Origin of the sequence: Enterobacter sp. BNK-16 (genome assembly GCF_048684955.1) — a bacterium.
In the GTDB taxonomy this organism is placed as follows: domain Bacteria; phylum Pseudomonadota; class Gammaproteobacteria; order Enterobacterales; family Enterobacteriaceae; genus Enterobacter; species Enterobacter bugandensis.
This window is the reverse complement of record NZ_JBLQTQ010000001.1, coordinates 4,545,226-4,568,777: the sequence shown is the minus strand read 5'-3', so window position 1 is coordinate 4,568,777 and position 23,552 is coordinate 4,545,226. Positions and strand designations below refer to the sequence as shown.

Here is a 23,552-nt window from a genome sequence, read left to right as displayed (position 1 = left end):
GGAGGCTCCTTTTTGCATTAATGATGACCGTGACCGTGACCGTGACCACCGCGTCCTTTTCCGCCGTGACCCCAGCCGCCGCGGCGGTCGTCACGATCTTTCCAGCCTTCGCGGTAGCCGCGCTCATAGGCGTTGTTTTTATACCAGCCGCGATGCAGGCCGTTATCGTGCCTGCGCCAGCGGTCACCCCGCCATTCATAATGACGGTGCCAGTAATCACGGTCGCGCCAGTAGCCACCGTCCCAGTATCTGCCGTAGTCGTCACGATCGCCAATTTGTAATTTTACTGATGGCAACAGGGTGATTTCGCCCGCAGTGGCGACGAGCGGGGCCGAAGCCAGTAATACCGCTGCAAGAATCAGTGACCTGAACATACTCTTTCTCCTTCACGATCGGGGCCTTCGTGGGGCCTGTTAACGCAATATTACGAGTTGGTAAAGGCTCGTTTCATCGCCTCAACTCCGAATTCCCGAGGGAGAGCACTTTTTGCTAAAAGTGGTTTTATTTTGAACTGCTCAGGATCTGGTCGATTAGAGAAAGTTCTTCTGCGGTAAACTGGCGGTTTTCCAGCATACCCACGGCATCATCAATCTGAGCCGTTTTGCTGGCTCCGATCAGCACCGACGTGACCTCCTCATGGCGTAATACCCAGGCAAGCGCCATCTGCGAGAGTTTCTGGCCGCGGCTTTCTGCCAGGGCGTTTAGCTGGCGCACCTTCTCAAGCTTCTCTTCGGTGATCTGTTCCGGGTTAAGGAATTGACTGCCGCTTGCCGCACGGGAATCGGCGGGAATACCGTTAAGATACCGGTTGGTCAACTGTCCCCCTGCCAGCGGCGAGAAGGGAATACAGCCGACCCCTTTTTCCTGCAGAACATCCAGCAAACCCTCTTCCGGCGCACGTTCGAACATCGAGTATTTCGGCTGGTGGATCAGGCAGGGCGTGCCCAGGTCATTAAGGATATCAATCGCTTTTCGCGCCAGCTCGGCAGGATAGTTGGATAACCCGACGTACAGGGCTTTACCCTGGCGCACCAGATGGTCAAGCGCTTTCATGGTTTCCTGTAGCGGTGTTTCCGGGTCTGGACGGTGATGATAGAAGATATCGACATATTCCAGCCCCATGCGCTTCAGGCTTTGATCGAGGCTTGCCAGCAGATATTTACGCGATCCCCAGTCGCCGTAAGGGCCGTCCCACATGGTATATCCCGCTTTCGTGGAGACGATCAATTCGTCGCGCCAGGGCAGGAAATCCTCCTGCAAAATACGGCCGAAATTACGCTCGGCGGACCCCGGCGGGGGACCATAGTTATTGGCAAGGTCGAAATGCGTAATACCCAGATCGAACGCGCGCTGTAAAAGTTGACGGCTATTTTCGATGAGCGTGGCGTCACCAAAGTTATGCCACAGCCCCAGCGAGACCGCGGGCAACCTGAGTCCGCTTTGTCCACAGCGGCGATACTCCATTGTCTGATAACGATTTTTGTCCGGCTGATAACCCATTCGTATGACCTCTCGTGCTGAAGAGAAAAATCAGTGTATACGTTTACATTAACGTGAAAAAAAGCAGCATAGCCCAGCATTTTTTGTAAAGCATTCTTTCCATAGCCTTCTTATCGCCAATTCTGGACAGCCATCACGCTTATTTAATACTCAAAGTGAGGTCAACATCAGAAGGATACCTGTTTATGCGTACCCCGTACTGCGTCGCCGATTACCTGCTGGACCGTCTTACAGATTGTGGAGCCGATCATCTGTTTGGCGTGCCGGGCGACTATAACCTGCAGTTTCTCGACCACGTAATAGACAGCCCGGATATCTGCTGGGTGGGCTGTGCCAACGAGTTAAACGCCTCTTATGCCGCTGACGGATATGCCCGCTGTAAGGGCTTCGCCGCGCTGCTGACGACGTTTGGCGTCGGCGAATTAAGTGCCATGAACGGCATTGCGGGCAGCTATGCCGAGCACGTTCCGGTGCTGCATATTGTTGGCGCGCCAGGGATGGCGTCTCAGCAAAGGGGGGAACTGCTGCACCATACGCTGGGCGATGGTGAGTTCCGTCATTTTTACCATATGAGCGAGCCGATCACCGTTGCACAGGCGATCCTGACCGAACAAAACGCCTGTTATGAAATCGACCGGGTGTTAACGACCATGCTCCGGGAACGTCGCCCCGGCTATCTGATGCTGCCTGCCGACGTGGCAAAAAAAGCCGCTACGCCGCCTGTAAACGCTCTCACGCTCCGGCATGCGCATGCCGATAGCGCCTGCCTGAAAGCGTTCCGGGATGCTGCGGAGCGTCAACTGGCAGCGAGTAAGCGTACCGCGCTTTTAGCGGATTTTCTTGTCCTGCGCCATGGGCTGAAGAACGCGCTGCAGAAGTGGGTGAAGGATGTGCCGATGGCGCATGCCACGATGCTGATGGGCAAAGGCATATTCGACGAACGTAACGCCGGTTTTTACGGCACCTACAGCGGTTCGGCCAGTGCCGGTCCGGTAAAAGAGGCGATAGAGGGGGCGGATACGGTGCTGTGCATTGGCACGCGTTTTACCGATACTCTGACGGCCGGGTTTACCCATCAGTTAACGCCTGCACAGACGATAGAAGTCCAGCCTCATGCCGCCCGCGTCGGCGATATCTGGTTTACCGGCATCCCGATGGCCCAGGCCATTGAAGCGCTGCTGGAGCTGTGCAAACAGCATATTCACGATAAGCCTGTTCCGGCATCGCACAGCGCGATGAATTTCCCTCAGCCGGACGGCTCACTTACGCAGGAGAATTTCTGGCAAACGCTGCAAACGTTTATTCGCCCGGGAGACATCATCCTGGCCGATCAGGGCACCTCGGCCTTCGGCGCGATTGACCTGCGTTTGCCTGCCGACGTGAATTTTATCGTCCAGCCGCTGTGGGGCTCGATCGGCTACACCCTGGCCGCGGCGTTCGGTGCGCAAACGGCATGCCCGAACCGGCGGGTGATTGTGCTGACGGGGGATGGCGCGGCACAGCTGACCATTCAGGAGCTCGGGTCAATGTTGCGTGATAAACAACATCCCATCATTCTGGTGCTCAACAACGAAGGATACACCGTTGAAAGGGCAATTCACGGGCCGGAACAGCGTTACAATGACATTGCGCTATGGAACTGGACGCAAATCCCGCAGGCCCTGAGCCTCGATCCTCAGGCCCAGTGCTGGCAAGTCAGTGAAGCGGAGCAGTTGGCGGACGTGCTGGAAAAAGTGGCGCACCACGAGCGGCTCTCGCTGATTGAGGTGATGCTGCCAAAAGCCGATATCCCGCCGCTGCTGGGGGCGCTCACCAAAGCGCTGGAAGCGCGCAATAGCGCCTGATTATTTGTCGTTTCGCCAGGCCATCATCATCGGTTTGCCCGCCAGCAGGAGCCAGGCGGGCAACATCACGATGCAGAGCAGCGGGAATAGCGTCGAATCCGGCACCACCACCGCCGCCATAAACAGGCTCAGCCATGCATCGCGCGTCACCACCAGTACCAGCCCCAGAATAGAGCAGGATACGGTAATCGCCGCCGGAACCGCGTCGACATGCTCGTGCAGCATCAGCCCCAGCGCCACGCCGACAAACACCGCCGGGAAGATACGCCCGCCGCGGAAACCGCACGCTGCAGCAACGACAAGCGCCGCCAGCTTTATGACGGCAAACAACAGGTAATCGGACACGCTAAATACCTGGCTGAAGGCCAGCTGCTGCATCTCGTCCAGACCTTTGAACAGGGTCACCGTTCCGCCAATTGCTCCTAAAACACCGAGGATTAGCCCCCCTGTTCCCAGAATCAATACCGGATGTTTGAGTTTATGCACCAGCCGGTGCAGGCGCGGAAGACACCATACCGCCACCATGCCCAGCGCGATGGCGATCGCGACGACGATGGCGCCGCTGAATATATCTGCAATCCGCATCTCTCCGTAGTGCGGCAGAGAGAGGGAAAAATGGGGATGGAAAAACAGGCTTGTCGTCAGCGCGCCGGCAGCCGCGGCCATCAGCGGAGCGAACAGCTTATCCCAGAGCGGGACGTCGTTATCACTGGCCAACGTCTGAGAAAAGATCAGGGCAGCAGCGACAGGCGTGCCAAAAAGCGCCCCGATGGTGCCTGCGGAGGCGAGGATGGTCCAGTCCAGCGCGCCGACGCGAGGCAGAATGCGTGCGCCGAGGAACACCGCCAGGCCAATATTCACCGCCATAATCGGATGCTCGGGACCCAGGCTGACGCCGCCCGCCAGGCCCACGATCAACGCGACGATCAGCCCCGGCAGTGCAGAGGGGGGAACCGGGGCGCCAATAAGGGGTTCCAGCGCCGGGTCCGGTCCGGCGTGGCCGGGACTGAAACGGATCGCCAGACCCACCGCAATACCGGTTAACGTCAGCATCAGGATGATCCACGCCGAAGAATCCGCGGTGACCCCCAGTTTTGCCGGAAGCGCTGTCCATAAGAGAGTTTGCAGCACCGACGCGATTTTCATCACGACGATAAGGACCAGGCTTGAGGCCACGCCAATGATCAGCGCCGGAATTGCCAGCAACAGCATGGTTCTGGCTCGCGGATGGAGCATGATGATTTCCTTGTACAAAATGCAATGACGTTACTTTGCATATTAAGCCTTATGGCAATAGTGCAAAAGGTGCTGAAACGGTAAAGTTATTCTGTGACGAAGATCGATAATCCACGGGCATTCACCTTCCGGTCGTTGTTGTTATCACGCCTTGAATTTACAGTGTCCGAAAGATTTATTCTGACTTTAGCGGAGCAGTAGAAGAATGACAAAGTATGCTTTGGTAGGCGATGTGGGCGGCACGAACGCGCGTCTCGCATTATGCGATGTAAGTAGCGGTGAAATTTCCCGGGCGAAAACCTACTCAGGGCTGGATTACCCAAGCCTTGAGGCCGTTGTTCGCGTCTATCTGGAAGAGCATCAGGTGAGCGTCGAAGACGGCTGCATCGCCATTGCCTGCCCGATAACCGGCGACTGGGTCGCAATGACCAACCATACCTGGGCATTCTCCATCGCAGAGATGAAAAAGAATCTCGGTTTTGCGCATCTGGAAATCATCAATGACTTCACCGCGGTGTCCATGGCGATCCCGATGCTGAAGCCGGAGCACCTGATCCAGTTTGGCGGCGCTGAACCGGTCGAAGGCAAGCCGATTGCGGTTTACGGGGCCGGTACCGGCCTGGGCGTGTCGCACCTGGTGCATGTTGCTCAGCGCTGGGTGAGCCTGCCGGGTGAAGGCGGTCATGTGGACTTTGCGCCAAACAGCGAAGAAGAGGGCATTATCCTCGAAGAGTTACGCGCGGAGATCGGCCACGTTTCCGCCGAGCGCGTCCTGTCAGGGCCGGGGCTGGTGAACCTGTATCGTGCGATTGTGAAATCGGACGGTCGTCTGCCGGAAAACCTGCAGCCGAAAGACGTCACTGAACGCGCGCTGGCGGACAGCTGCATCGACTGCCGTCGCGCTCTTTCGCTGTTCTGCGTTATTATGGGACGGTTCGGCGGCAACCTGGCGCTAACGCTGGGCACCTTTGGCGGGGTCTATATTGCGGGCGGGATCGTGCCGCGCTTCCTCGACTTCTTTAAAGCCTCCGGTTTCCGCGGCGGGTTTGAAGATAAAGGGCGTTTCAGAAGCTACGTACAGGACATTCCCGTTTATCTCATCGTGCATGATAACCCAGGCCTGCTGGGTTCGGGTGCCCATCTGCGTCAGGTTCTCGGTCAAATCCTCTGATGTATCATTACCCTCTCCCGCGGGAGAGGGCTCTTTCGTTACAGGTGCATCAGCTGGCGGAACTCTTTCACTTTGCTGCGGCTCACCGGCACCTGAAAATCCAAATCCTTCAGGCGCAAAATATAGGTGTTGTTAAACCACGGTTCGATCTCGCGGATCTTGTTTAAATTGACGCAAAACGAACGGTGGCAGCGGAAAAAGTGGGCTGCCGGAAGCTTGCTGCAGAATTCAGTAATGTTCATCGCCATGACATACGATTCCCGCCGCGTATAGACAAACGTCATCTTTTCGTGCGCTTCGGCGTAGTAGATATCGTTGACCGGGGTCACGATGATGCGCTCATCTTTGACCAGATTAATGGTGTCGTTTTCCCGTATCGTCGGGCTGGCGGTAGCCGGAGCGCTCTGTTGCTGCCATGCGGCCTCCAGCTTTTGCAGCATGCTGACAATTCGCGACTCCTGGTAAGGCTTCAGAATATAGTCAAATGCCTCCAGCTCGAAGGCTTCTACGGCATGCTCTTTCCATGCGGTAACGAACACAATAAACGGCTTATGGGCAAACTGATTGATATTTTGCGCCAGCAGCACGCCGTCCAGCGAGGGAATATTGATATCCAGAAAAATCGCGTCAACCCGGTTATGCTGCAGAAACTTCAGCACGTCCAGACCATCATCAAACGTACCCACAATCTCCATCTGGCTGTGGGTTTTGATAAGCCAGGTTAGTTCCTGTTGAGCCAGGAATTCATCTTCAACGATGATGACTTTCATATTACTCACCCTGAGGTAATAAAGATGTCGCCGCATGAACAGGGGAGCGCTCATTCGGGACGTAAAAAGCGATTTCAGTGCCTGGTTCAAGACGATGAATATGCAGCCCGTCGCCGTAGAGAAGCTTGACTCTGTGGTGCACGTTCAGCAGCCCGATTTTATTCCCGGGCATCTCGTTAGACTCCACGCGCTCAATGACTTTTGGGTCAATCCCGTGGCCGGTATCGCGTACCGCAATTCGCACCCGATTGCCGCTTTCGGTGATGCTGATGGTGACCACACCTTTGCCTTTACAGGGCTGAATACCGTGAACAATCGCGTTTTCAACCAGCGGCTGGATCAGCAGGCTCGGGATCACGCAGTTGACCTCTTCATCAATATCGTAAATCACCGTGAGCTTGTCGCCAAAGCGCGCCTGTTCAATCGCGATATAGTCTTTGATCTGATAAAGCTCTTTTTTAATGTCGATCTGCTCGTCATCTTTCAGTTCGATGTTGTAGCGCAGATAGCGCGACAGGTTAAAAATCAGCTGGCGCGCGGTGTCCGGATTCAAACGAATGGAAGAGGAGATAGCGTTGAGCGCGTTAAACAGGAAATGGGGATTAATTTTGCTCTGCAGCGCGCGCAACTCTGCCTTATTTGCCATCTCACGCAGCTGTTCTGCCCGGGAGACCTCAAGCTGAGTAGAGATAATCTGCGACAGGCCAATGGCCATCTCCTGCAGCGTGGAGGTGATCTGATGCGCGTGGCAGTAATAAATTTTCAGCGTGCCCGTCACAACGCCTTTTTCCCATAGCGGGATCACCAGCATCGAGTGAATTTCCGGCGTTCGGTGAGCTTCATCATTGTTTTTAATGATGATTTTTCCGTAGTTAATCGCCTGTCTGGTGGTCGGACTAATGGTGTCATCACTGTCGCGATAGTTGTGCTCCCCGACGCCTACGTAGGCCAGCACGTGGTCGATATTGGTGATGGCGACGGCGTCAGCGTGAATGTCGTGGCGGATGATCTCGCAGACCTGGCGCAGCGACTCCGCGTTAACGTGGCGAAAGAGCGGCAGCGTTTTGTTGGCAATATCCAGCGCCAGCTTGGCCTGACGGGCGGCGCTGGCCTCTTTTTCCCCTTCAACGCTCTGCACCAGCAGCACGATAAAACCGATGCAGACGCTGCCCAGGATCATGGGAATACCGATTTTCGAGACGATATCCAGCCCCAGCGCGGTGGTGGGGGCCCAGGCGACGACAAGGATCATGGTCAGCGTTTCGCACACCATGCCCGCAGCAATCCCGGCGCGCCAGCGCTGTTTTTTGGGGATCTTGCGGCCGATCCAGCCGGAAAGCACCCCGGCGATAATGCTGGTGATAAAGCATGGCACTGCCGTTACGCCACCGATATCAATCAGGTAGCGATGGGTCCCGGCAATCACGCCGGTGATGACACCCACCCACGGGCCAAATAAAATTCCGCCGGACATGACGGCGATAATGCGCACGTTAACCAGCGAACCCTCTACCGGCACCCCGGACCAGGTGCTAAACAGTGCGAACAGAGAAAAGATGGCGGTAACGGCCAGCAGCTCTTTCGGCGAGTGTGCGGATTTATGCAAAAGCTCGCGAAACAAGCGAATGCGAATCAGGAAGAACAGGCAAATCAGCATTAATGCCGCACGGTCAAAAACCGCCAGCAGCATAGTGAATATCTCGTGCACGGAGCAGACCTGGGCAAACGGGAAAGAACCATGATAAAAAACCTGGGGCGTATTGACCAGCTATCCGTCGGGTTTATCAAATGAGGAAAAACCATATTTTACAAAGGGGATTGTCAGGTGAGGATTGATGCTACCCGATTTTTTCTCAGCGCCAAATCACCAGGTAACTGTTTTGATATCATTGTGTTAAATAACTGCTAACGGAAAGCCAATATCAGAACCCTGCTTCCACTTTCAGGCATTGCAGTGTTCCGGTTTTCACGCGGGCGCTTTTTTTTCATTTCCCTCTCGACAGGGTGATTTTTTTCAGGTTATTTTCTAAGCACGCCACATCGGTGGCAGCGTCGCTCGGACGGTCCGGGCGCTAACGTTAATCTGAGGAATCTATGGCTGAATTCAGTCCTGAACGCCGTTTTACGCGTATCGATCGTCTCCCCCCTTATGTTTTCAATATCACTGCTGAACTGAAGATGGCTGCGCGTCGGCGCGGCGAAGATATTATCGATTTCAGCATGGGTAACCCTGACGGCCCAACGCCACCGCATATCGTTGAAAAGCTCTGCACGGTTGCCCAGCGCCCGGATACGCACGGCTACTCAACCTCGCGCGGTATTCCCAGGTTACGTCGCGCGATCTCGCGCTGGTATCAGGATCGTTATCAGGTTGATATCGATCCTGAAAGTGAGGCGATTGTCACCATCGGCTCGAAAGAAGGGCTGGCACATCTGATGCTGGCCACGCTGGATCACGGTGATACGGTGCTGGTACCCAATCCAAGTTACCCAATCCATATCTACGGCGCGGTGATTGCCGGGGCGCAGGTGCGCTCTGTTCCGCTGGTGGAAGGCGTCGATTTCTTTAACGAACTGGAACGTGCCATTCGCGAAAGCTACCCGAAACCCAAGATGATGATCCTCGGTTTCCCGTCGAACCCAACGGCCCAGTGCGTGGAGCTTGATTTCTTCGAGAAAGTTGTCGCTCTGGCCAAGCGTTATGACGTGCTGGTGGTTCATGATTTAGCCTACGCCGATATCGTCTATGACGGCTGGAAAGCCCCGTCGATAATGCAGGTTCCGGGCGCGCGTGACGTGGCGGTGGAGTTCTTTACCCTTTCGAAAAGCTACAACATGGCGGGCTGGCGTATTGGCTTTATGGTGGGTAACAAAACGCTGGTAAGTGCACTGGCGCGCATCAAGAGTTATCACGATTACGGTACCTTCACGCCGCTGCAGGTTGCCGCTATTGCCGCTCTGGAGGGCGATCAGCAGTGCGTTCACGACATTGCGGCTCAGTATAAACGCCGCCGCGACGTACTCGTAAAAGGGTTACATGAGGCTGGCTGGATGGTGGAGATGCCGAAAGCGTCCATGTACGTCTGGGCGAAAATTCCGGAACCGTACGCAGCGATGGGTTCGCTGGAGTTCGCTAAAAAGCTGCTGCAGGACGCGAAGGTGTGTGTGTCCCCGGGCATCGGCTTTGGTGATTATGGCGACACCCACGTGCGCTTTGCTTTAATCGAAAACAGCGACCGTATTCGTCAGGCGGTGAGGGGCATCAAGAGTATGTTCCGGGCCGATGGCCTGCTCTCGGCAAAGAGCGTTGCTGAAAACCCCGTGTCCTCATGACAAAAAAACAGGAGCCAAATGGCTCCTGTTTTTTTGACTGCATGTTCTCACTAGATCATCAGGGCAAAGGTTCCGGCCCAGACTAAAACGATCACCGAAATGCCCATAAAGAAATATTTCACGTTTCATCGCTCCGCGTATCTTGTGGTACGCATTTAAAAACAGAGTCCAACTGATTATAGAGAACTGAAATCCCGGCTAAACAGAAATGAGAATTTTCCCGTTACGCCGATGACTCCCGCTCAGAATTCTGTGCTTTCCTGGTGCCAGACGGCGCTAATGTACGCTTAAAAATGAGGGGTGACAAGAGGGATTTTTTTAAATAATTTCCGCCACTTACGAGTGTCGTGGAACGGCGACAGTTTGATTTCACAGCGCAATAAATTCACTTTGGGCGACGCCATCAAAGACGGTTTTGCAGTGAGATGACAGGTGATTGAAAAGGTTAGTTTCTTAGCGAAACTAACCTTCATGCAGGGCTTAAATATAGAGGGAGGCTTCGCCAAGAGGACGCGTTTTGAAACGGCGATGCATCCAGAGATATTGCTCCGGTGCGCGCATGATTTCAGTTTCGATGACCTTATTGATAAACGCTGCCGCTTCACACTCGTTTTCCGGATAGTTAGCCATTTCCGGAGAGATGTGCAGACGGTAGCCCGACTTATCCGCTTTTCTCACCATCGTCACGGTCAGCATGGAGGCACCTGACAAACGCGAAATGACGAAAGTCCCGTTGGTCGTCGCTACATCCTTCACGGCAAAGAAGGGGGCAAAGCTGCTGCCTTTACGTCCGTAATCCTGGTCAGGAGCGAACCAGACGGCCTCACCTTTCTTCAGGGCGCCAACCATACCGCGCAGGTTGTTACGGTTGATCATCGCTTTATTGGAGCGCATGCGGCCTCGCGTCTGAACCCACTCCATCAGTGCACTGTTGTGCGGTCTGTAGGTTGCCATCATTGGCTGACAAAGGCCCATCACGCGCCCGCCAAGCTCCAGGGACATAAAGTGCACGCCAACAACCATCACGCCGCGTTTTTGCAGCTGAGCGCGTTTAAGGTTGTCCAGTCCTTCTACATCAAACCATTTGCGGACGCGTTCATCCGGCCAGAACCAGGCCATGCCGGTTTCAAGCAGCGCCATGCCGATGGATTTAAAGTTTTCAGAGATCAGTTTTTCGCGCTCTTCAGCATTGTACTGAGGAAAGCAAAGCTCGATGTTTTTACGCGCGATAGATTCGCGACGCTTCAGGAAATAGCGGGATGCGCTGCCCAGTTTCGACCCCAGCATACGCAGCACAGGGTAGGGGAGCTGTACCAGCAGCCAGAGAACGCCAAGACCAAACCATGTAAACCAGTAACGCGGGTGTAAAAACGCGCGTTGAAATTTGGATTGAGACAAAATAGAGAAACCTATGTAGAGCCGGTGAAAGTAACGCTTAGTGCGATACCACGTGCCTATTAGACCGTAGTACAAGGTCATGGTTGCAGGCTTTACCGATCTTTACGGCGTTACCTGGCCATAGCTGACGTTGGGTGGGCGGTATAATGTAACACCGTTATACGATATGTGCTATTACTCGTTTTTGATTAAAAAAGCGACGATCCAGGAGGTGTTTGATTTTACAGATTTTATAAACAGCCGCATTGAGAGCATCCCTCCTTCTTGCGCGACGAGCAGAAGCCTCTGTGCAAGGATAAAGTCAATTCACGAGCAAGCACGGTATTAATGATTGACGACTCGTTAAGTATCCGGAAATGAATTTTTTACTACATATAATAAATAAGAATTTTCATAAGGAAAAATCTTATATATTATTCATGCCATCAATAAAATATTCACTTTTCATACTTCTTTCGTCTCTTCTTTTTTGCGTCCCTCAATAGCTTCTTTCAGTTAATTCATGCTTTTTTGACAAAGTGTCGTGATGCAAATCAAAATAAGTTGTTTTTATTAGTATCTCACTGGTTGCGATCCTTTTAACGATATAAATATTTGGTTTGCGCGAAAAGAGTAGTTCCTTTTTCTGCCTTGGCAGGGCATTACACAATAATAGTTTAGCAGAAAATTCTTAAGAAATTTCTCACTGCGGGTTAATGATCTGCGTATTTGATTTTGTGTCGATCATTATTCTATGATTGCGCATCAACGCGATACCGTGAAGTTGGCATAGCAAAACCAAAGAGGGATGATGAGATGGCTGACAGTTTTCAGAATGAAGTGCCTAAGGCACGTATTAACCTAAAGCTTGACCTGCATACTGGCGGAGCAAGCAAGAAAATGGAATTACCATTGAAATTGCTTGTTGCGGGTGATTTTAGTAATGGGCAGGACACAGCGCCAATATTTGAGCGCGAAAAGGTTAATATCACGAAGAACAATTTTGATAGCGTTCTTTCCGAATATTCCCCAAAAGTTAATCTGACCGTTAAAAATACGCTGGCTGATGATGGCGGTGAGGACAACATTCAGCTGACTTTCCAGAGCATGAAAGATTTCACGCCAGAGCAGGTGGCTGCTCAGATACCGCAACTGAAGGCGATGCTGGCGATGCGCAACTTGCTCCGTGATTTGAAAGCCAACCTTTTGGACAACCAGACTTTCCGAAAAGAGCTGGAAAAAATCGTTCTTGACCAGTCGCTTAGCGCTGAGTTGCGAAATGAATTATCCGCACTGGCGTCAAAAAAATCGTAACCATCAGGCTGTTTTAACGGATTAATCAAGGAATGCTCATGTCTGTACAAAATAATATTACTGGCGGTGAAAGCGTGGTGCTGGAGCGCCCAGCAGCGGGTGGGGTTTACGCTTCCCTGTTTGAGAAAATCAATCTGAGCCCGGTCTCTGAGCTGAGCGCGCTGGATATCTGGCAAGATGCGCAGGCAATGTCGGATGCCACCGCCGATGAACGTCTGACTGCAGGTATGCAGGTCTTTCTGGAGTGTCTGACCAAAGCAGGCTCGAAAGTCGAAAAACTGGATAAAAGCCTGATTGATCACCATATCGCTGAGCTTGATTTTCAGATCAGCCGCCAGCTGGACGCTGTAATGCACCATGATGAATTTCAGGCGGTTGAGAGCCTGTGGCGTGGGGTGAAGTCGCTGGTGGATAAAACCGATTTTCGCCAGAATGTGAAAATTGAGCTTCTGAGTATGTCTAAAGAAGACCTGCGCCAGGACTTTGAAGACTGTCCGGAGGTGATCCAGAGTGGTCTGTATAAACACACCTACATCGACGAATATGATACCCCAGGCGGCGAGCCGATTGCGGCGCTGATTTCCGCTTACGAGTTCGACGCTTCAGCGCAGGATGTCGCTCTGCTGCGCAATATCTCTAAAGTCTCTGCTGCGGCACATATGCCGTTTATCGGCTCGGCAGGCCCGAAATTCTTCCTCAAGGAGTCAATGGAAGACGTTGCGGCGATTAAAGATATTGGTAACTATTTTGACCGCGCCGAGTACATCAAGTGGAAATCGTTCCGCGATACGGACGACGCGCGCTACATCGGTCTGGTGATGCCCCGCGTACTGGGACGTTTGCCGTATGGTCCGGATACCGTTCCGGTTCGCAGCTTCAATTATGTCGAAGAAGTCAAAGGTCCGGATCACGACAAATACCTGTGGACCAACGCATCGTTTGCCTTTGCGTCCAACATGGTGCGCAGCTTTATCAATAATGGCTGGTGTGTACAAATCCGTGGGCCACAGGCTGGTGGTGCGGTTCAGGACCTGCCTATCCATCTGTACGATCTCGGTACTGGCAATCAGGTAAAAATCCCGAGCGAAGTGATGATTCCTGAAACCCGTGAATTCGAATTCGCGAATCTGGGCTTCATTCCTTTGTCCTACTACAAAAACCGCGACTACGCCTGCTTCTTCTCGGCTAACTCCACGCAGAAACCGGCGCTGTATGACACCGCAGATGCAACGGCGAACAGCCGCATCAATGCGCGTCTTCCGTACATCTTCCTGCTGTCGCGTATCGCCCACTACCTGAAGCTGATTCAGCGCGAAAACATCGGAACCACTAAGGATCGCCGACTGCTTGAGCTGGAACTGAATACCTGGGTCCGCAGCCTGGTGACCGAAATGACCGATCCGGGCGATGAACTTCAGGCGTCTCACCCACTGCGTGACGCGAAAGTAGTGGTGGAAGACATTGAGGACAACCCAGGCTTCTTCCGCGTGAAATTGTATGCGATTCCGCACTTCCAGGTGGAAGGTATGGACGTCAACCTGTCGCTGGTTTCCCAGATGCCGAAAGCGAAAGCGTAAAAACAGGCAGGAAGCCGATGAAAACGGAACAACCGTTATGGGGTAGGGGCATTATGGTTTCTCCCCAGCATTTTCAGCAACAGGTCGCGTATGCGGCCTGGTCTGCCGAATGTATTGCCCGGCTGGGACTCATCTCACCCTGGGGGGTCATTGACGCCACTTTCGAACCGGAATCTCTCAAGCTTGGACGTCTCCAGGCCCGTCATCTGCATATCCGTTTTCAGGACGGAACGCTGATTGATACAGACAATGCAGATTCTCTGCCGCCTGTGTTGTCGCTTGAAAGTGAATCGCAGGAGGTGACGGTGATGCTGGCGCTTCCGCTACTGCGGGCGAATGGCGGTAACTGCCTTAAACCCGATGAAGTGGCCGAGCGCCCGGTGCGTTATCGCCAGCGCTGGCGGGATGTGCGCAATGCATTTGGGGAAGACACCCGTCAGATTGCGGTGATGCAACCGGAACTGACGCTGCGTTTTGACCATCAGAACAACAGTGATTATCTGACTTGTCCGGTCGCCCGCCTGCAGCAAGATTCGCAGGGGTTATGGCAATTAGATGAGACGTTTCTCCCCCCTCTGTTGACCATTCAGGGTAGCCCCTGGTTGGTAACCCAACTGGAACAGCTCATGACCCAGTTACGGGCCCGACTCTGTCGTCTGATGGCAATGCGGCGCGAAAGCAATGAGCGTATGGCGGACTTTGCCGTGGCTGATGTCTCTCTGTTCTGGCTGCTCAACGCGCTGAATAGCGCTGAGCCCGTACTGGGTCAGTTTCAGCGTAACCTGCAAAGCCCGCCGGAACGTCTGTATCCGGAGCTTTCTCGCCTGGCGGGGAGCTTGCTGACATTTTCTCTGGAGCACCAGGTGAACGCCATTCCGGTCTGGCATCATGAGCAACTCAACGCGGTATTTCCGCCGTTGTTTGATTTACTTAGCGATCTGCTTGAAGCCAGTCTGCCGTCCCGCGTGGTGGCTCTGACGCTCGACTATGACCCACGATTGCACTTCTGGCAGGCTCGCCTGCATGACCCGCGTCTGCGCGAAGGAGCGGATTACTATCTTTCTGTAAGGTCGCCGATACCGGTGGCGCAGTTGCAGGAACAGTTCCCGCGCCAGTGTAAGGTGGGCAGTCCTGACCATGTGCGTGGGATCGTCAACTCATCCCGCGTGGGTGTACCGCTGATGCCGCTGCGTCATGTGCCAGCCGCCATTCCGCTGCGCCTGGAAAATCAGTATTTCAGTCTCGACCTCTCGCATCCTTTGGCGGCCGAAATGCTCCAGAGCGGGACATGCATGTTTTACGTCCCGGGCATGCTTGGTGAGCCTGAACTTGAACTCTTTGCGGTACTGAGAACATGAGTGAGCGTAAACGCGGCATTGCCGTGCCTGTTGATATTGACGCACTGCTGCAGGATACCTGGCTTCAGGTCATCAGCCTTCGCCATGGCCCGCTGTTTCAGGAAGGTGAAGGTCGGGTCTTATGGGAACGCTGTATCGCTGATGTAGAGCGCGTTCAGCGTGAACTAAAAGCGAGTGAACTCGATGAAGCCAGCTGTAGGCATATCCTCACTGCACAATGTGCATTGCTTGATGAAGCGGTAAAAGGCCGCGGTGTAGAGGATGATGCCTGTGTGCAGTGGTATGACATTCCTTTGCAGGGACACTTCCTCGGCACGATGGACGCCGGTGACACCTTGTGTGACAGGATGCGCGATGTGCTGCGTGAACCTGCACCAGACAATGCCGTACTGACCTGCTTTCAGCGGGTAATGATGCTCGGTTTTCTGGGTAGTTACCGCTCGCTAAGCGATCCTGAGCGTCAGAAGCTGGTCAGCGCCCTCAATGAACGTGTTACGCCGTTCAGCTATCCGCAGACTCACCCTGTTCTGGCAGAGAGTCGCACCGGACGGGGGACGGGAGGCTGGCTGGCGTCATGGCCCGCTCGTATCGGCCTGAGCGTGATTGTTCTTGCCGCGCTCTGGTGGGGACTGGATCAATGGCTCGATCAGATGCTGCTGACCCTGTTGCCGGGAGTCATAAAATGAGTCCTGTACAACAGCGCGGGCTTGCGCTGTGGGCCGCCCTGCTAAGTGCTGTGGTATGCCTGGCTTTTTTGCCGTTATCCCGGCTGGCTTCAGTGCTCGTTCTGCTGGCGATGATCGGGGTTATCGTCGCGTTCTGGTATATCGCCAGACCTCGTGCGGAGCATGACGCCAGCCTGCGTCTGGATGACCTTCCTGAAACCACTTACCGTCAACCTGTGGTGCTGGTTTGTGGTGATATGCCTCTGACCTGGCCGCAACAGTCACCGGTACTGACCGTCACGCAGGGATGCTGGATCCGCGTTGAGGATCATCAGGATCTGGAGCAGGTTGCCCGTCAGGTACTGTTGCAGCGCCCGGACTGGGGGCGTCAGCTGTCGGTGATGGTCAGTGTCTGTCCGCAGAAACACGTCGACAGCGAAGCCCTGACAAGTCGTCTGTTGGCTTTGCGCTGGCAAATTAGTCAGTTGCGTAAAGAAACGGGACATTCTGTGCCATTGATTCTAAATGGTCAGATTGGCAGTGCGATGACGGATGACATGCTCTGGCAGGCCGCTATTCCGGGTGAAGGGTGGACTGTCTGGCGTGAGTCGAATGCGCCTTGTTCAATTGCCGCATGGGTCACCACCGGCGGTGCGCCTGTGATGCAGCAGCAGGTGCTGATGAATAGCCTGATGAGTTGGTTCCATCAGCATGTCCAGGCGGTATTCATCGATGATAATCCTGATGTTCCGGCCATTGCACCTGCAGCAATGCTGTGGGGAATGGGGCCGATTCTTGCCGGAAGCCTTGCGTCATCGGCCTGGACGGCGTGGTTGTCGCGTCATACCGCCATGCAGCAGGTGTCTGGCTGGCACCCGGTGGGAACGGACAGTACGGTGATCTCCCCACTTCCGGATTTCATCCTGCCACAGCTACCGGAAGGGGGAGGACTCACTCCCCGTGCCCGGACCTGGCGCTGCGTCCTTGGCATTTTCACCCTGGCTGCTATCACCGCGCTGCTTTGTAGTGGCTGGAATAATCGCCAGCTATTGCATCGCGTGAGCTTCGATATTGTCCGTTACGATCGCATTTCTATGGATGACTACGGTCCGAAAGCCGACGCCGTTGCCGTCCTGCACAAGGATGCGGCATTGCTGGATGACCAGGCGCGTAACGGCGTACCGGCCCGATTAGGCCTGGGGCTTTATCAGGGGGAGCGACTCCGGATGCCGGTGCTGGAGGCCATCCGTTCGTATGTTCCTCCGCCCCCCAAACCTCAGCCGCAGCCCAAACCAGTACCGAAAATTGTGCGCCTCGACAGCATGTCGCTGTTCGATACCGGCAGATACGACCTTAAACCCGGTTCGACGAAGCTGCTGGTCAATTCCCTGGTCGGTATCAAAGCAAAACCGGGCTGGCTGATTGTTGTGTCAGGGCATACCGATAACACCGGCAATCCACAACTGAACCAGACGCTGTCCCTTAAACGTGCCGAAGCGGTACGCAACTGGATGCGTGACACCGGCGACGTGCCGGAAAGCTGTTTTGCGGTACAGGGCTATGGCGAAAGCCGTCCTGCCGCAACCAACGACACTCCGGAAGGGCGGGCGCTCAACCGTCGTGTCGAAATCAGTCTGGTACCGCAGGCCAATGCCTGTCAGATACCCGGCAAACACCCGGCGTCATCGCAGGATGATGGCGTCTCAGAAAATAAAACGGAGTAATTAACATGGCAATTCCTGTTTATCTTTGGCTGAAGGACGACGGCGGCGCGGACATTAAAGGGTCTGTGGACGTTCAGGATCGTGAAGGCAGCATCGAAGTGGTGGCACAGCAGCACAACCTGTACATCCCGACCGATAACAACACCGGCAAGCTGACCGGGACCCGTATCCACACGCCGTTCCTGTTCACTAAGGAAATCGACTCCTCCAGCCCGTACCTGTACAAGGCGGTGACCACGGGTCAGACCCTGAAATCCGCTGAGTTCAAGTGGTACAAAATCAACGATGCGGGCCAGGAAGTGGAGTACTTCAACACCAAACTTGAAAACGTCAAGGTGGTGAAAGTGAACCCGGTAATGCACGACATCAAGGATCCTTCTTTCGAGAAGCATAACCACCTTGAGCAGATCGAGCTGCGTTACGAAAAAATCACCTGGACCTACAAAGACGGCAACATCATTCATTCCGATTCCTGGAACGAACGCGCCACCGCGTAATCCTGATGCGGGCAGGTTTTTCCTGCCCGCAGTTTTTTGCTGAGCGCCTGAGACGCGGGCGCTCAGCAAAGAAAACACAACCTGCCTGCCTGACCTTATGCGCTTTGGTGAACAGCGAGGGGCGGTAGCGTGTCCAGGAACCGACAAAGAGAGAATCTCATGGAAAATCCAGCCATCCTGTTACGTCGTCTGAACCCTTACTGCGCCCGCGCGATGGAAGGGGCGGCATCGCTCTGCCAGACCCGTGCCCATGCCGAAATTCTACCGGAACACTGGCTGCTGAAGCTGCTGGAGCAAGGCGAGGGGGATCTCACTGTGCTGGCACGCCGCTACGAGTGGGATATGGATGGCATCTGGCAGGATCTGCTCGGCTGGCTGGATAAACAACCTCGCTCCGTGCGCCATCGGCCCCAGCTCTCAGAAGACATCCAGACTCTGATGCAGCAAGCCTGGCTACTGGCCTCACTCAATGGTGAAGAGCACATTCGCAGCGTCCATCTGCTGATGGCGCTGGTGGAAAAACCAAAACTGGCTCGTTGTGACGGCCTCTGGCCGTTGTTAACGCTTGGCCAGAGCCAGTTGGAGCGCCTGAGACCGTTGCTGGATGCGCAATCGGATGAGCGTCCGGAAATGCAGCGCGAAGCTGAGCTGTCACAGAACCACGGCGGTGAAGTGGAGTTTGTCGGGCATCCGGCTGGTGAGGAAATGGAAGAGGGGGAACTGAGTCCTGCACTGCAGAACGCGCTGGACAAATTCACCCTCGATGTCACCGCCAAAGCGAAGGAAGGGAAGATCGATCCTGTGTTTGGCCGTGACACAGAAATCCGGCAGATGGTGGACATCCTTTCTCGTCGCCGCAAAAACAACCCGATTCTGGTCGGCGAGCCGGGCGTGGGGAAAACCGCACTGGTTGAAGGTCTGGCATTGCGTATTGCCGAGGGTAATGTGCCTGAATCCCTGAAAACGGTCACTCTGCGTACCCTCGACCTGGGCCTGCTGCAGGCCGGTGCTGGCGTGAAAGGGGAGTTCGAACAGCGGCTGAAAAACATCATCGATGCGGTGCAGCAATCACCGTCCCCGGTCCTGCTGTTTATTGATGAAGCGCATACCATCATCGGCGCAGGCAACCAGGCAGGCGGCGCCGATGCAGCGAACCTGCTGAAACCAGCGCTGGCGCGTGGTGAACTGCGTACCATTGCGGCCACCACCTGGAGTGAGTACAAGCAGTACTTTGAACGCGATGCCGCACTGGAGCGCCGCTTCCAGATGGTCAAAGTGGACGAGCCGGATGACGACACAGCCTGTCTGATGCTCCGTGGTCTGAAATCCCGCTACGCCGAGCACCATAACGTGCACATTACCGACGATGCGGTGCGCGCGGCAGTTACGCTTTCTCGTCGCTATCTGACGGGCCGCCAGCTGCCGGACAAGGCGGTTGACCTGCTCGACACCGCCGCAGCGCGCGTCCGCATGAGCCTCGACACCGTGCCGGAGCAGCTGACCTGCATTCGCTCGCAGATCACCTCTCTTGAAATGGAGAAGCAGGCACTGCTGGAAGATATTGCTGTCGGCAATCAGAGCCATGGTGAACGCCTGACCGTCATTGAGCAGGAAGAGAACGATCTTATCGTTGCTCTCGACGAGCTTGAAACTCAATACGGGCAGGAACTGAAACTCACCGAACAACTGCTGGAAAGCCGCCAGGACATCTCCCGTCAGAGCGAGACGCACGCGCTGCAGCAGGAACTGCACGGCATGCAGCACAGCAACCCGCTGCTCTCGCTAGATGTGGATGTGCGCACCGTTGCCAATGTGATTGCTGACTGGACAGGCGTTCCGCTGTCATCGCTGATGAAAGATGAGCAGACCGAACTGCTTACCCTGGAAGATGAAATTGGCAAACGTGTGGTCGGGCAGGATGTGGCGCTCGCGGCCATCGCGCAGCGCCTGCGTGCGGCAAAAACGGGTCTTACATCTGAGAATGGCCCTCAGGGCGTATTTCTGCTGGTGGGCCCGAGTGGGGTGGGGAAAACCGAAACCGCCCTGGCTCTGGCGGACGTGATGTACGGCGGTGAAAAATCAATGATTACCATCAACTTGTCCGAGTACCAGGAGCCTCATACTGTTTCCCAGCTGAAGGGCTCCCCTCCGGGCTACGTTGGCTACGGTCAGGGCGGCATTCTCACCGAAGCCGTGCGTAAGCGACCGTACAGCGTGGTGCTGCTCGATGAAGTCGAAAAAGCCCACCGTGACGTGATGAACCTGTTCTATCAGGTGTTTGACCGCGGCTTTATGCGCGACGGTGAAGGTCGTGAAGTCGACTTCCGCAACACCGTTATTCTGATGACCTCCAACCTCGGCAGCGACCACCTGATGCAGCTGCTGGACGAACAACCTGAATCCACCGAAGGCGATCTGCACGAACTGCTGCGCCCGATACTGCGTGACCACTTCCAGCCGGCGTTGCTGGCCCGCTTCCAGACCGTGATTTACCGCCCGCTGGCGGAAGCGGCCATGCGTACCATCGTGGAAATGAAGCTGTTACAGGTTAGCAAGCGCTTGCATCGCCACTACGGCCTGATCACGCAGATTAATGAGAGCCTGTATGACGCGCTGACCGCCGCCTGCCTGCTGCCGGATACCGGGGCGCGCAATATCGACAGCCTGCTGAATCAACAAATTCTGCCGGTGCTGAGCCAGCAGTTGCTGACCCGTATGGCCGACAGACAAAAACCACGGTCGTTACACCTGAGCTGGAGCGAAGAAGAGGGCATTGGCCTGGAATTTGACGTTCAGGAGGGAGTGGACGCATGAGTAATAATCCTCCGTTAAAGTTCAGCCATAACCACCACCTGCTGGCGGTGAAAGGCTGTGAGTCCGCGCTCGACGTGCTGGCGTTTGAAGGCGATGAAGCCCTGAGCACACCGTTCCGCTACCGTATTGAATTCACCAGCGGTAACCACGCCATCAGCAAAGAGATGATGCTGATGAAAGGGGCTTCCCTGACGCTGCAGGCCCCGGTAGACCAGGGTTACGGCATCAGAGTGCAGCAGGCCGTGCGCACCCTTCAGGGGGTGGTGACCGGCTTTGAACGCCTCAGCACATCAAAAGACGAAACCCGTTATGCCCTGACGCTCCGGCCACGCCTGGCGCTGCTCGACCGCTCGCACCAGAACGCCATTTACCAGGACATGTCGGTCCCGCAAATCGTGGAAAAAATCTTGCGCGAACGTCACGGTATGCGCGGCCAGGATTTTCTGTTCTCGCTCACTAAAGAGTATCCGCGCCGTGAGCAGGTGATGCAGTACGGCGAGAATGACCTGCACTTCATCACCCGCCTGCTGGGTGAGGTCGGTATCTGGTTCCGCTTCACCACCGACACGCGCCTGAACATCGACGTGGTGGAGTTTTACGACAGCCAGCAGGGGTACGAGAAAGGCCTGACCCTGCCGTCGGTGCCGCCGTCAGGCCAGCACTCGCATGGCGTGGATTCGGTGTGGGGGATGGAGAGCCATCACAACGTGGTGCAGAAGCAGGTCAGCACCCGGGACTACAACTACCGTCAGGCTACAGAGGATATGAATACGCTGGTTGACGTCACCCGGGGGGACGCGACCACGTACGGAGAAGCGTATCACTATGCCGACAATTATCTGACGCCGGGTAGCGCGTATGAGCGTAATCCGGCACCCGAGTCCGGGGCGTTTTATGCCCGCATCCGGCACGAGCGCTACCTGAACGGCCAGACGCGGACCCGGGCCATCACCAGCAGTCCGGCGCTCTCTCCGGGGATGCTGCTCAAAGTCACCGGCGGGTATGAAGTGGCGGAGGTGTTTGCGCAGGGCGTGGTCATCACGGCGATGCAGACCCACGCGCGGCGGGATGAAGACTTCAGCCTTCGTTTTGACGGTATTCCGGACAGCCCGGATTTCAGCTTCCGCCCCGAGCCGGGAGAACGTCCGGTGATGGCCGGTACGCTGCCGGCCCGCGTCACCAGTACCACTGAAAATGACACATACGGCCATATCGATAAAGACGGGCGCTACCGCGTCAACATGCTGTTTGATCGTGACAGCTGGGAGACGGGATTCGAAAGCCTGTGGGTGCGCCAGTCACGCCCGTATGCCGGGGACACTTACGGCCTGCACCTGCCGCTGCTGGCGGGCACCGAGGTAGCGGTCGGCTTTGAGGACGGCAATCCGGACCGGCCGTACATTGCCGGCGTGCTGCATGACTCGGCGCACGGCGACCACGTCACTATCCAGAATTACAAACGCAACGTCCTGCGCACCCCGGCGAACAACAAAATCCGCCTCGATGATGAGCGCGGAAAAGAGCATATCAAGGTCAGCACGGAGTACGGTGGCAAGAGCCAGCTGAATCTGGGTCACCTGGTCGACAGCGAAAAACAGCAGCGCGGTGAGGGGTTTGAGCTCCGGACGGACAGCTGGGGTGCCATCCGTGCGCAGAAAGGGATATTCATTTCGGCGGACGGTCAGACGAAGGCGCAGGGCCAGGTGCTGGATATGGCAGCGGTTAAGCGCCAGCTATCCGACGCCCTGTCTTTGGCTGAATCACTCTCCAGTCTCCTGGAAACTGCAAATATCGATTCACTGGATAATGACACACAACAAAGTTTCTTACAGCAAAGTGTGGATACCCTGCAACAGCCTGTGATTGTGGCGGGTGCACCAGCGGGAATTGCACTTTCCACGCCTCAGCATATTCAGTTCAGTGCTAACCAGAATCAGATATTAACTGCAGGTGGGAATACGGAAATATCAGCGCTAAAACGTATTGCCGTAGTTGCTAAAAAAGCAGTGGTGGTGTTTGCACATGAGATGGGAATGAAACTGATTGCGGCGGCAGGGAAAATCGAAATGCAGGCCCAAACTGACGGGGTTGAAATTACAGCAGCGAAAGGATTAACCATTACCAGTACAGAAGATGAAATCCTTATCTCGGCGAAAAAGAAAATTACCGTGCAGTGCGGTGGTTCTTATCTGACGATTGAACCGGCCAAAATTGAACACGGCACCAATGGTTGCTTTAAAGTAAAAAGTGCTGATTTTGACTATGCGGGGCCAGCGAAACTGGACGTTCCCTATCCGAAATTTACCGCCTGCGAATCCATGGCTTCAGAAGCTTCAGGCAAGGGTGATGCGACCATACCGTTGAGCTAAGGA

Annotated in this window: 18 protein-coding genes and 1 pseudogene; 12 read left to right on the top strand and 7 right to left on the bottom strand. The window is 55.0% G+C overall.

The features are described 5' to 3' along the window. Window positions 1-17 precede the first annotated feature (17 nt). Both ACMGGH_RS21915 and mgrA read right to left on the bottom strand, forming a co-directional pair. On the bottom strand, window positions 18-374 hold the full coding sequence (locus ACMGGH_RS21915; RefSeq protein ID WP_049138779.1) for a DUF2502 domain-containing protein: 357 nt from the start codon (window positions 372-374) through the stop codon (window positions 18-20). 127 nt (window positions 375-501) lie between these two features. Next, window positions 502-1,500: an L-glyceraldehyde 3-phosphate reductase gene (gene mgrA, locus ACMGGH_RS21910; RefSeq protein WP_028013984.1), complete on the bottom strand. Its 999-nt coding sequence runs from the start codon at window positions 1,498-1,500 to the stop codon at window positions 502-504. Between the two features lie 185 nt (window positions 1,501-1,685). Here mgrA and ipdC point away from each other — a divergent pair, with 185 nt between their 5' ends. Next, complete coding sequence (gene ipdC / locus ACMGGH_RS21905; RefSeq protein WP_126300778.1) at window positions 1,686-3,344, top strand: indolepyruvate decarboxylase; 1,659 nt, start codon at window positions 1,686-1,688, stop codon at window positions 3,342-3,344. Here ipdC and ACMGGH_RS21900 read toward each other — a convergent pair whose 3' ends face one another. Continuing rightward, complete coding sequence (locus ACMGGH_RS21900) at window positions 3,345-4,580, bottom strand: ion channel protein (protein WP_041908826.1); 1,236 nt, start codon at window positions 4,578-4,580, stop codon at window positions 3,345-3,347. Between the two features lie 205 nt (window positions 4,581-4,785). Between ACMGGH_RS21900 and glk the strand changes: the two genes are divergently transcribed. Continuing rightward, window positions 4,786-5,751, top strand: coding sequence for a glucokinase (glk, locus tag ACMGGH_RS21895; protein ID WP_028013981.1), 966 nt, complete (start codon window positions 4,786-4,788; stop codon window positions 5,749-5,751). Between the two features lie 38 nt (window positions 5,752-5,789). On the opposite strand, the gene ACMGGH_RS21890 is transcribed toward glk, so the two are convergent. Together ACMGGH_RS21890 and ACMGGH_RS21885 are read right to left on the bottom strand one after the other, a co-directional pair. Further along, window positions 5,790-6,521 (bottom strand): LytR/AlgR family response regulator transcription factor, encoded by a 732-nt coding sequence (locus ACMGGH_RS21890; protein WP_028013980.1) that lies wholly within the window; start codon window positions 6,519-6,521, stop codon window positions 5,790-5,792. A gap of 1 nt (window position 6,522) precedes the next feature. Then, entirely contained in the window at window positions 6,523-8,229 is a 1,707-nt protein-coding gene (locus ACMGGH_RS21885) for a LytS/YhcK type 5TM receptor domain-containing protein (RefSeq protein WP_420299202.1), read from the bottom strand. Window positions 8,230-8,615: 386 nt separating this feature from the next. On the opposite strand from ACMGGH_RS21885, the gene alaC reads away from it, so the two are divergent. Further along, entirely contained in the window at window positions 8,616-9,854 is a 1,239-nt protein-coding gene (gene alaC / locus ACMGGH_RS21880) for an alanine transaminase (RefSeq protein WP_028013978.1), read from the top strand. 50 nt (window positions 9,855-9,904) lie between these two features. On the opposite strand, the gene ypdK is transcribed toward alaC, so the two are convergent. Both ypdK and lpxP read right to left on the bottom strand, forming a co-directional pair. Further along, entirely contained in the window at window positions 9,905-9,976 is a 72-nt protein-coding gene (gene ypdK, locus ACMGGH_RS21875) for a membrane protein YpdK (protein ID WP_099458937.1), read from the bottom strand. A 358-nt stretch (window positions 9,977-10,334) separates the two neighbouring features. After that, the gene (lpxP, locus tag ACMGGH_RS21870; RefSeq protein ID WP_100169914.1) at window positions 10,335-11,255 is read right to left on the bottom strand and encodes a kdo(2)-lipid IV(A) palmitoleoyltransferase; all 921 of its coding nucleotides are present in this window, start codon (window positions 11,253-11,255) and stop codon (window positions 10,335-10,337) included. A 792-nt stretch (window positions 11,256-12,047) separates the two neighbouring features. On the opposite strand from lpxP, the gene tssB reads away from it, so the two are divergent. The 9 genes and pseudogenes from tssB (at window position 12,048) to ACMGGH_RS21825 (ending at window position 23,549) form a co-directional block, all read left to right on the top strand. Beyond that, window positions 12,048-12,545 (top strand): type VI secretion system contractile sheath small subunit, encoded by a 498-nt coding sequence (gene tssB / locus ACMGGH_RS21865; protein ID WP_041908834.1) that lies wholly within the window; start codon window positions 12,048-12,050, stop codon window positions 12,543-12,545. A 32-nt stretch (window positions 12,546-12,577) separates the two neighbouring features. Next, window positions 12,578-14,122, top strand: coding sequence for a type VI secretion system contractile sheath large subunit (tssC, locus tag ACMGGH_RS21860; RefSeq protein ID WP_047368046.1), 1,545 nt, complete (start codon window positions 12,578-12,580; stop codon window positions 14,120-14,122). A 17-nt stretch (window positions 14,123-14,139) separates the two neighbouring features. Further along, on the top strand, window positions 14,140-15,480 hold the full coding sequence (tssK, locus tag ACMGGH_RS21855) for a type VI secretion system baseplate subunit TssK (RefSeq protein WP_232948901.1): 1,341 nt from the start codon (window positions 14,140-14,142) through the stop codon (window positions 15,478-15,480). Further along, window positions 15,477-16,166: a type VI secretion system protein TssL, short form gene (tssL, locus tag ACMGGH_RS21850; protein WP_041908837.1), complete on the top strand. Its 690-nt coding sequence runs from the start codon at window positions 15,477-15,479 to the stop codon at window positions 16,164-16,166. Before tssK ends, tssL begins: the two co-directional genes overlap by 4 nt. Then, window positions 16,163-17,869, top strand: a complete 1,707-nt coding sequence (locus tag ACMGGH_RS21845) for an OmpA family protein (protein WP_048959739.1) — start codon at window positions 16,163-16,165, stop codon at window positions 17,867-17,869. Before tssL ends, ACMGGH_RS21845 begins: the two co-directional genes overlap by 4 nt. Before the next feature lie 5 nt (window positions 17,870-17,874). Continuing rightward, window positions 17,875-18,366, top strand: a complete 492-nt coding sequence (gene hcp / locus ACMGGH_RS21840) for a type VI secretion system effector Hcp (RefSeq protein ID WP_028019678.1) — start codon at window positions 17,875-17,877, stop codon at window positions 18,364-18,366. A 159-nt stretch (window positions 18,367-18,525) separates the two neighbouring features. Next, window positions 18,526-21,180: a type VI secretion system ATPase TssH gene (tssH, locus tag ACMGGH_RS21835; protein ID WP_232948899.1), complete on the top strand. Its 2,655-nt coding sequence runs from the start codon at window positions 18,526-18,528 to the stop codon at window positions 21,178-21,180. Further along, a pseudogene (vgrG, locus tag ACMGGH_RS21830) lies at window positions 21,177-22,896 on the top strand (type VI secretion system tip protein VgrG); the annotation flags it as partial. The gene tssH and the pseudogene vgrG, both read left to right, overlap by 4 nt. Then, window positions 22,893-23,549 (top strand): DUF2345 domain-containing protein, encoded by a 657-nt coding sequence (locus tag ACMGGH_RS21825; protein ID WP_416172907.1) that lies wholly within the window; start codon window positions 22,893-22,895, stop codon window positions 23,547-23,549. The pseudogene vgrG and the gene ACMGGH_RS21825, both read left to right, overlap by 4 nt. The last annotated feature ends 3 nt before the right edge of the window (window positions 23,550-23,552 follow it).

Excerpts from the sequence above, each read along its gene's own strand:
- ACMGGH_RS21915 (WP_049138779.1), bottom strand. The coding sequence starts at position 374 with ATGTTCAGGTCACTGATTCTTGCAGCGGTATTACTGGCTTCGGCCCCG.
- mgrA (WP_028013984.1), bottom strand. The coding sequence starts at position 1,500 with ATGGGTTATCAGCCGGACAAAAATCGTTATCAGACAATGGAGTATCGC.
- ipdC (WP_126300778.1), top strand. The coding sequence starts at position 1,686 with ATGCGTACCCCGTACTGCGTCGCCGATTACCTGCTGGACCGTCTTACA.
- ACMGGH_RS21900 (WP_041908826.1), bottom strand. The coding sequence starts at position 4,580 with ATGCTCCATCCGCGAGCCAGAACCATGCTGTTGCTGGCAATTCCGGCG.
- glk (WP_028013981.1), top strand. The coding sequence starts at position 4,786 with ATGACAAAGTATGCTTTGGTAGGCGATGTGGGCGGCACGAACGCGCGT.
- ACMGGH_RS21890 (WP_028013980.1), bottom strand. The coding sequence starts at position 6,521 with ATGAAAGTCATCATCGTTGAAGATGAATTCCTGGCTCAACAGGAACTA.
- alaC (WP_028013978.1), top strand. The coding sequence starts at position 8,616 with ATGGCTGAATTCAGTCCTGAACGCCGTTTTACGCGTATCGATCGTCTC.
- tssB (WP_041908834.1), top strand. The coding sequence starts at position 12,048 with ATGGCTGACAGTTTTCAGAATGAAGTGCCTAAGGCACGTATTAACCTA.
- tssC (WP_047368046.1), top strand. The coding sequence starts at position 12,578 with ATGCTCATGTCTGTACAAAATAATATTACTGGCGGTGAAAGCGTGGTG.
- tssK (WP_232948901.1), top strand. The coding sequence starts at position 14,140 with ATGAAAACGGAACAACCGTTATGGGGTAGGGGCATTATGGTTTCTCCC.
- tssL (WP_041908837.1), top strand. The coding sequence starts at position 15,477 with ATGAGTGAGCGTAAACGCGGCATTGCCGTGCCTGTTGATATTGACGCA.
- ACMGGH_RS21845 (WP_048959739.1), top strand. The coding sequence starts at position 16,163 with ATGAGTCCTGTACAACAGCGCGGGCTTGCGCTGTGGGCCGCCCTGCTA.
- hcp (WP_028019678.1), top strand. The coding sequence starts at position 17,875 with ATGGCAATTCCTGTTTATCTTTGGCTGAAGGACGACGGCGGCGCGGAC.
- tssH (WP_232948899.1), top strand. The coding sequence starts at position 18,526 with ATGGAAAATCCAGCCATCCTGTTACGTCGTCTGAACCCTTACTGCGCC.
- ACMGGH_RS21825 (WP_416172907.1), top strand. The coding sequence starts at position 22,893 with ATGGCAGCGGTTAAGCGCCAGCTATCCGACGCCCTGTCTTTGGCTGAA.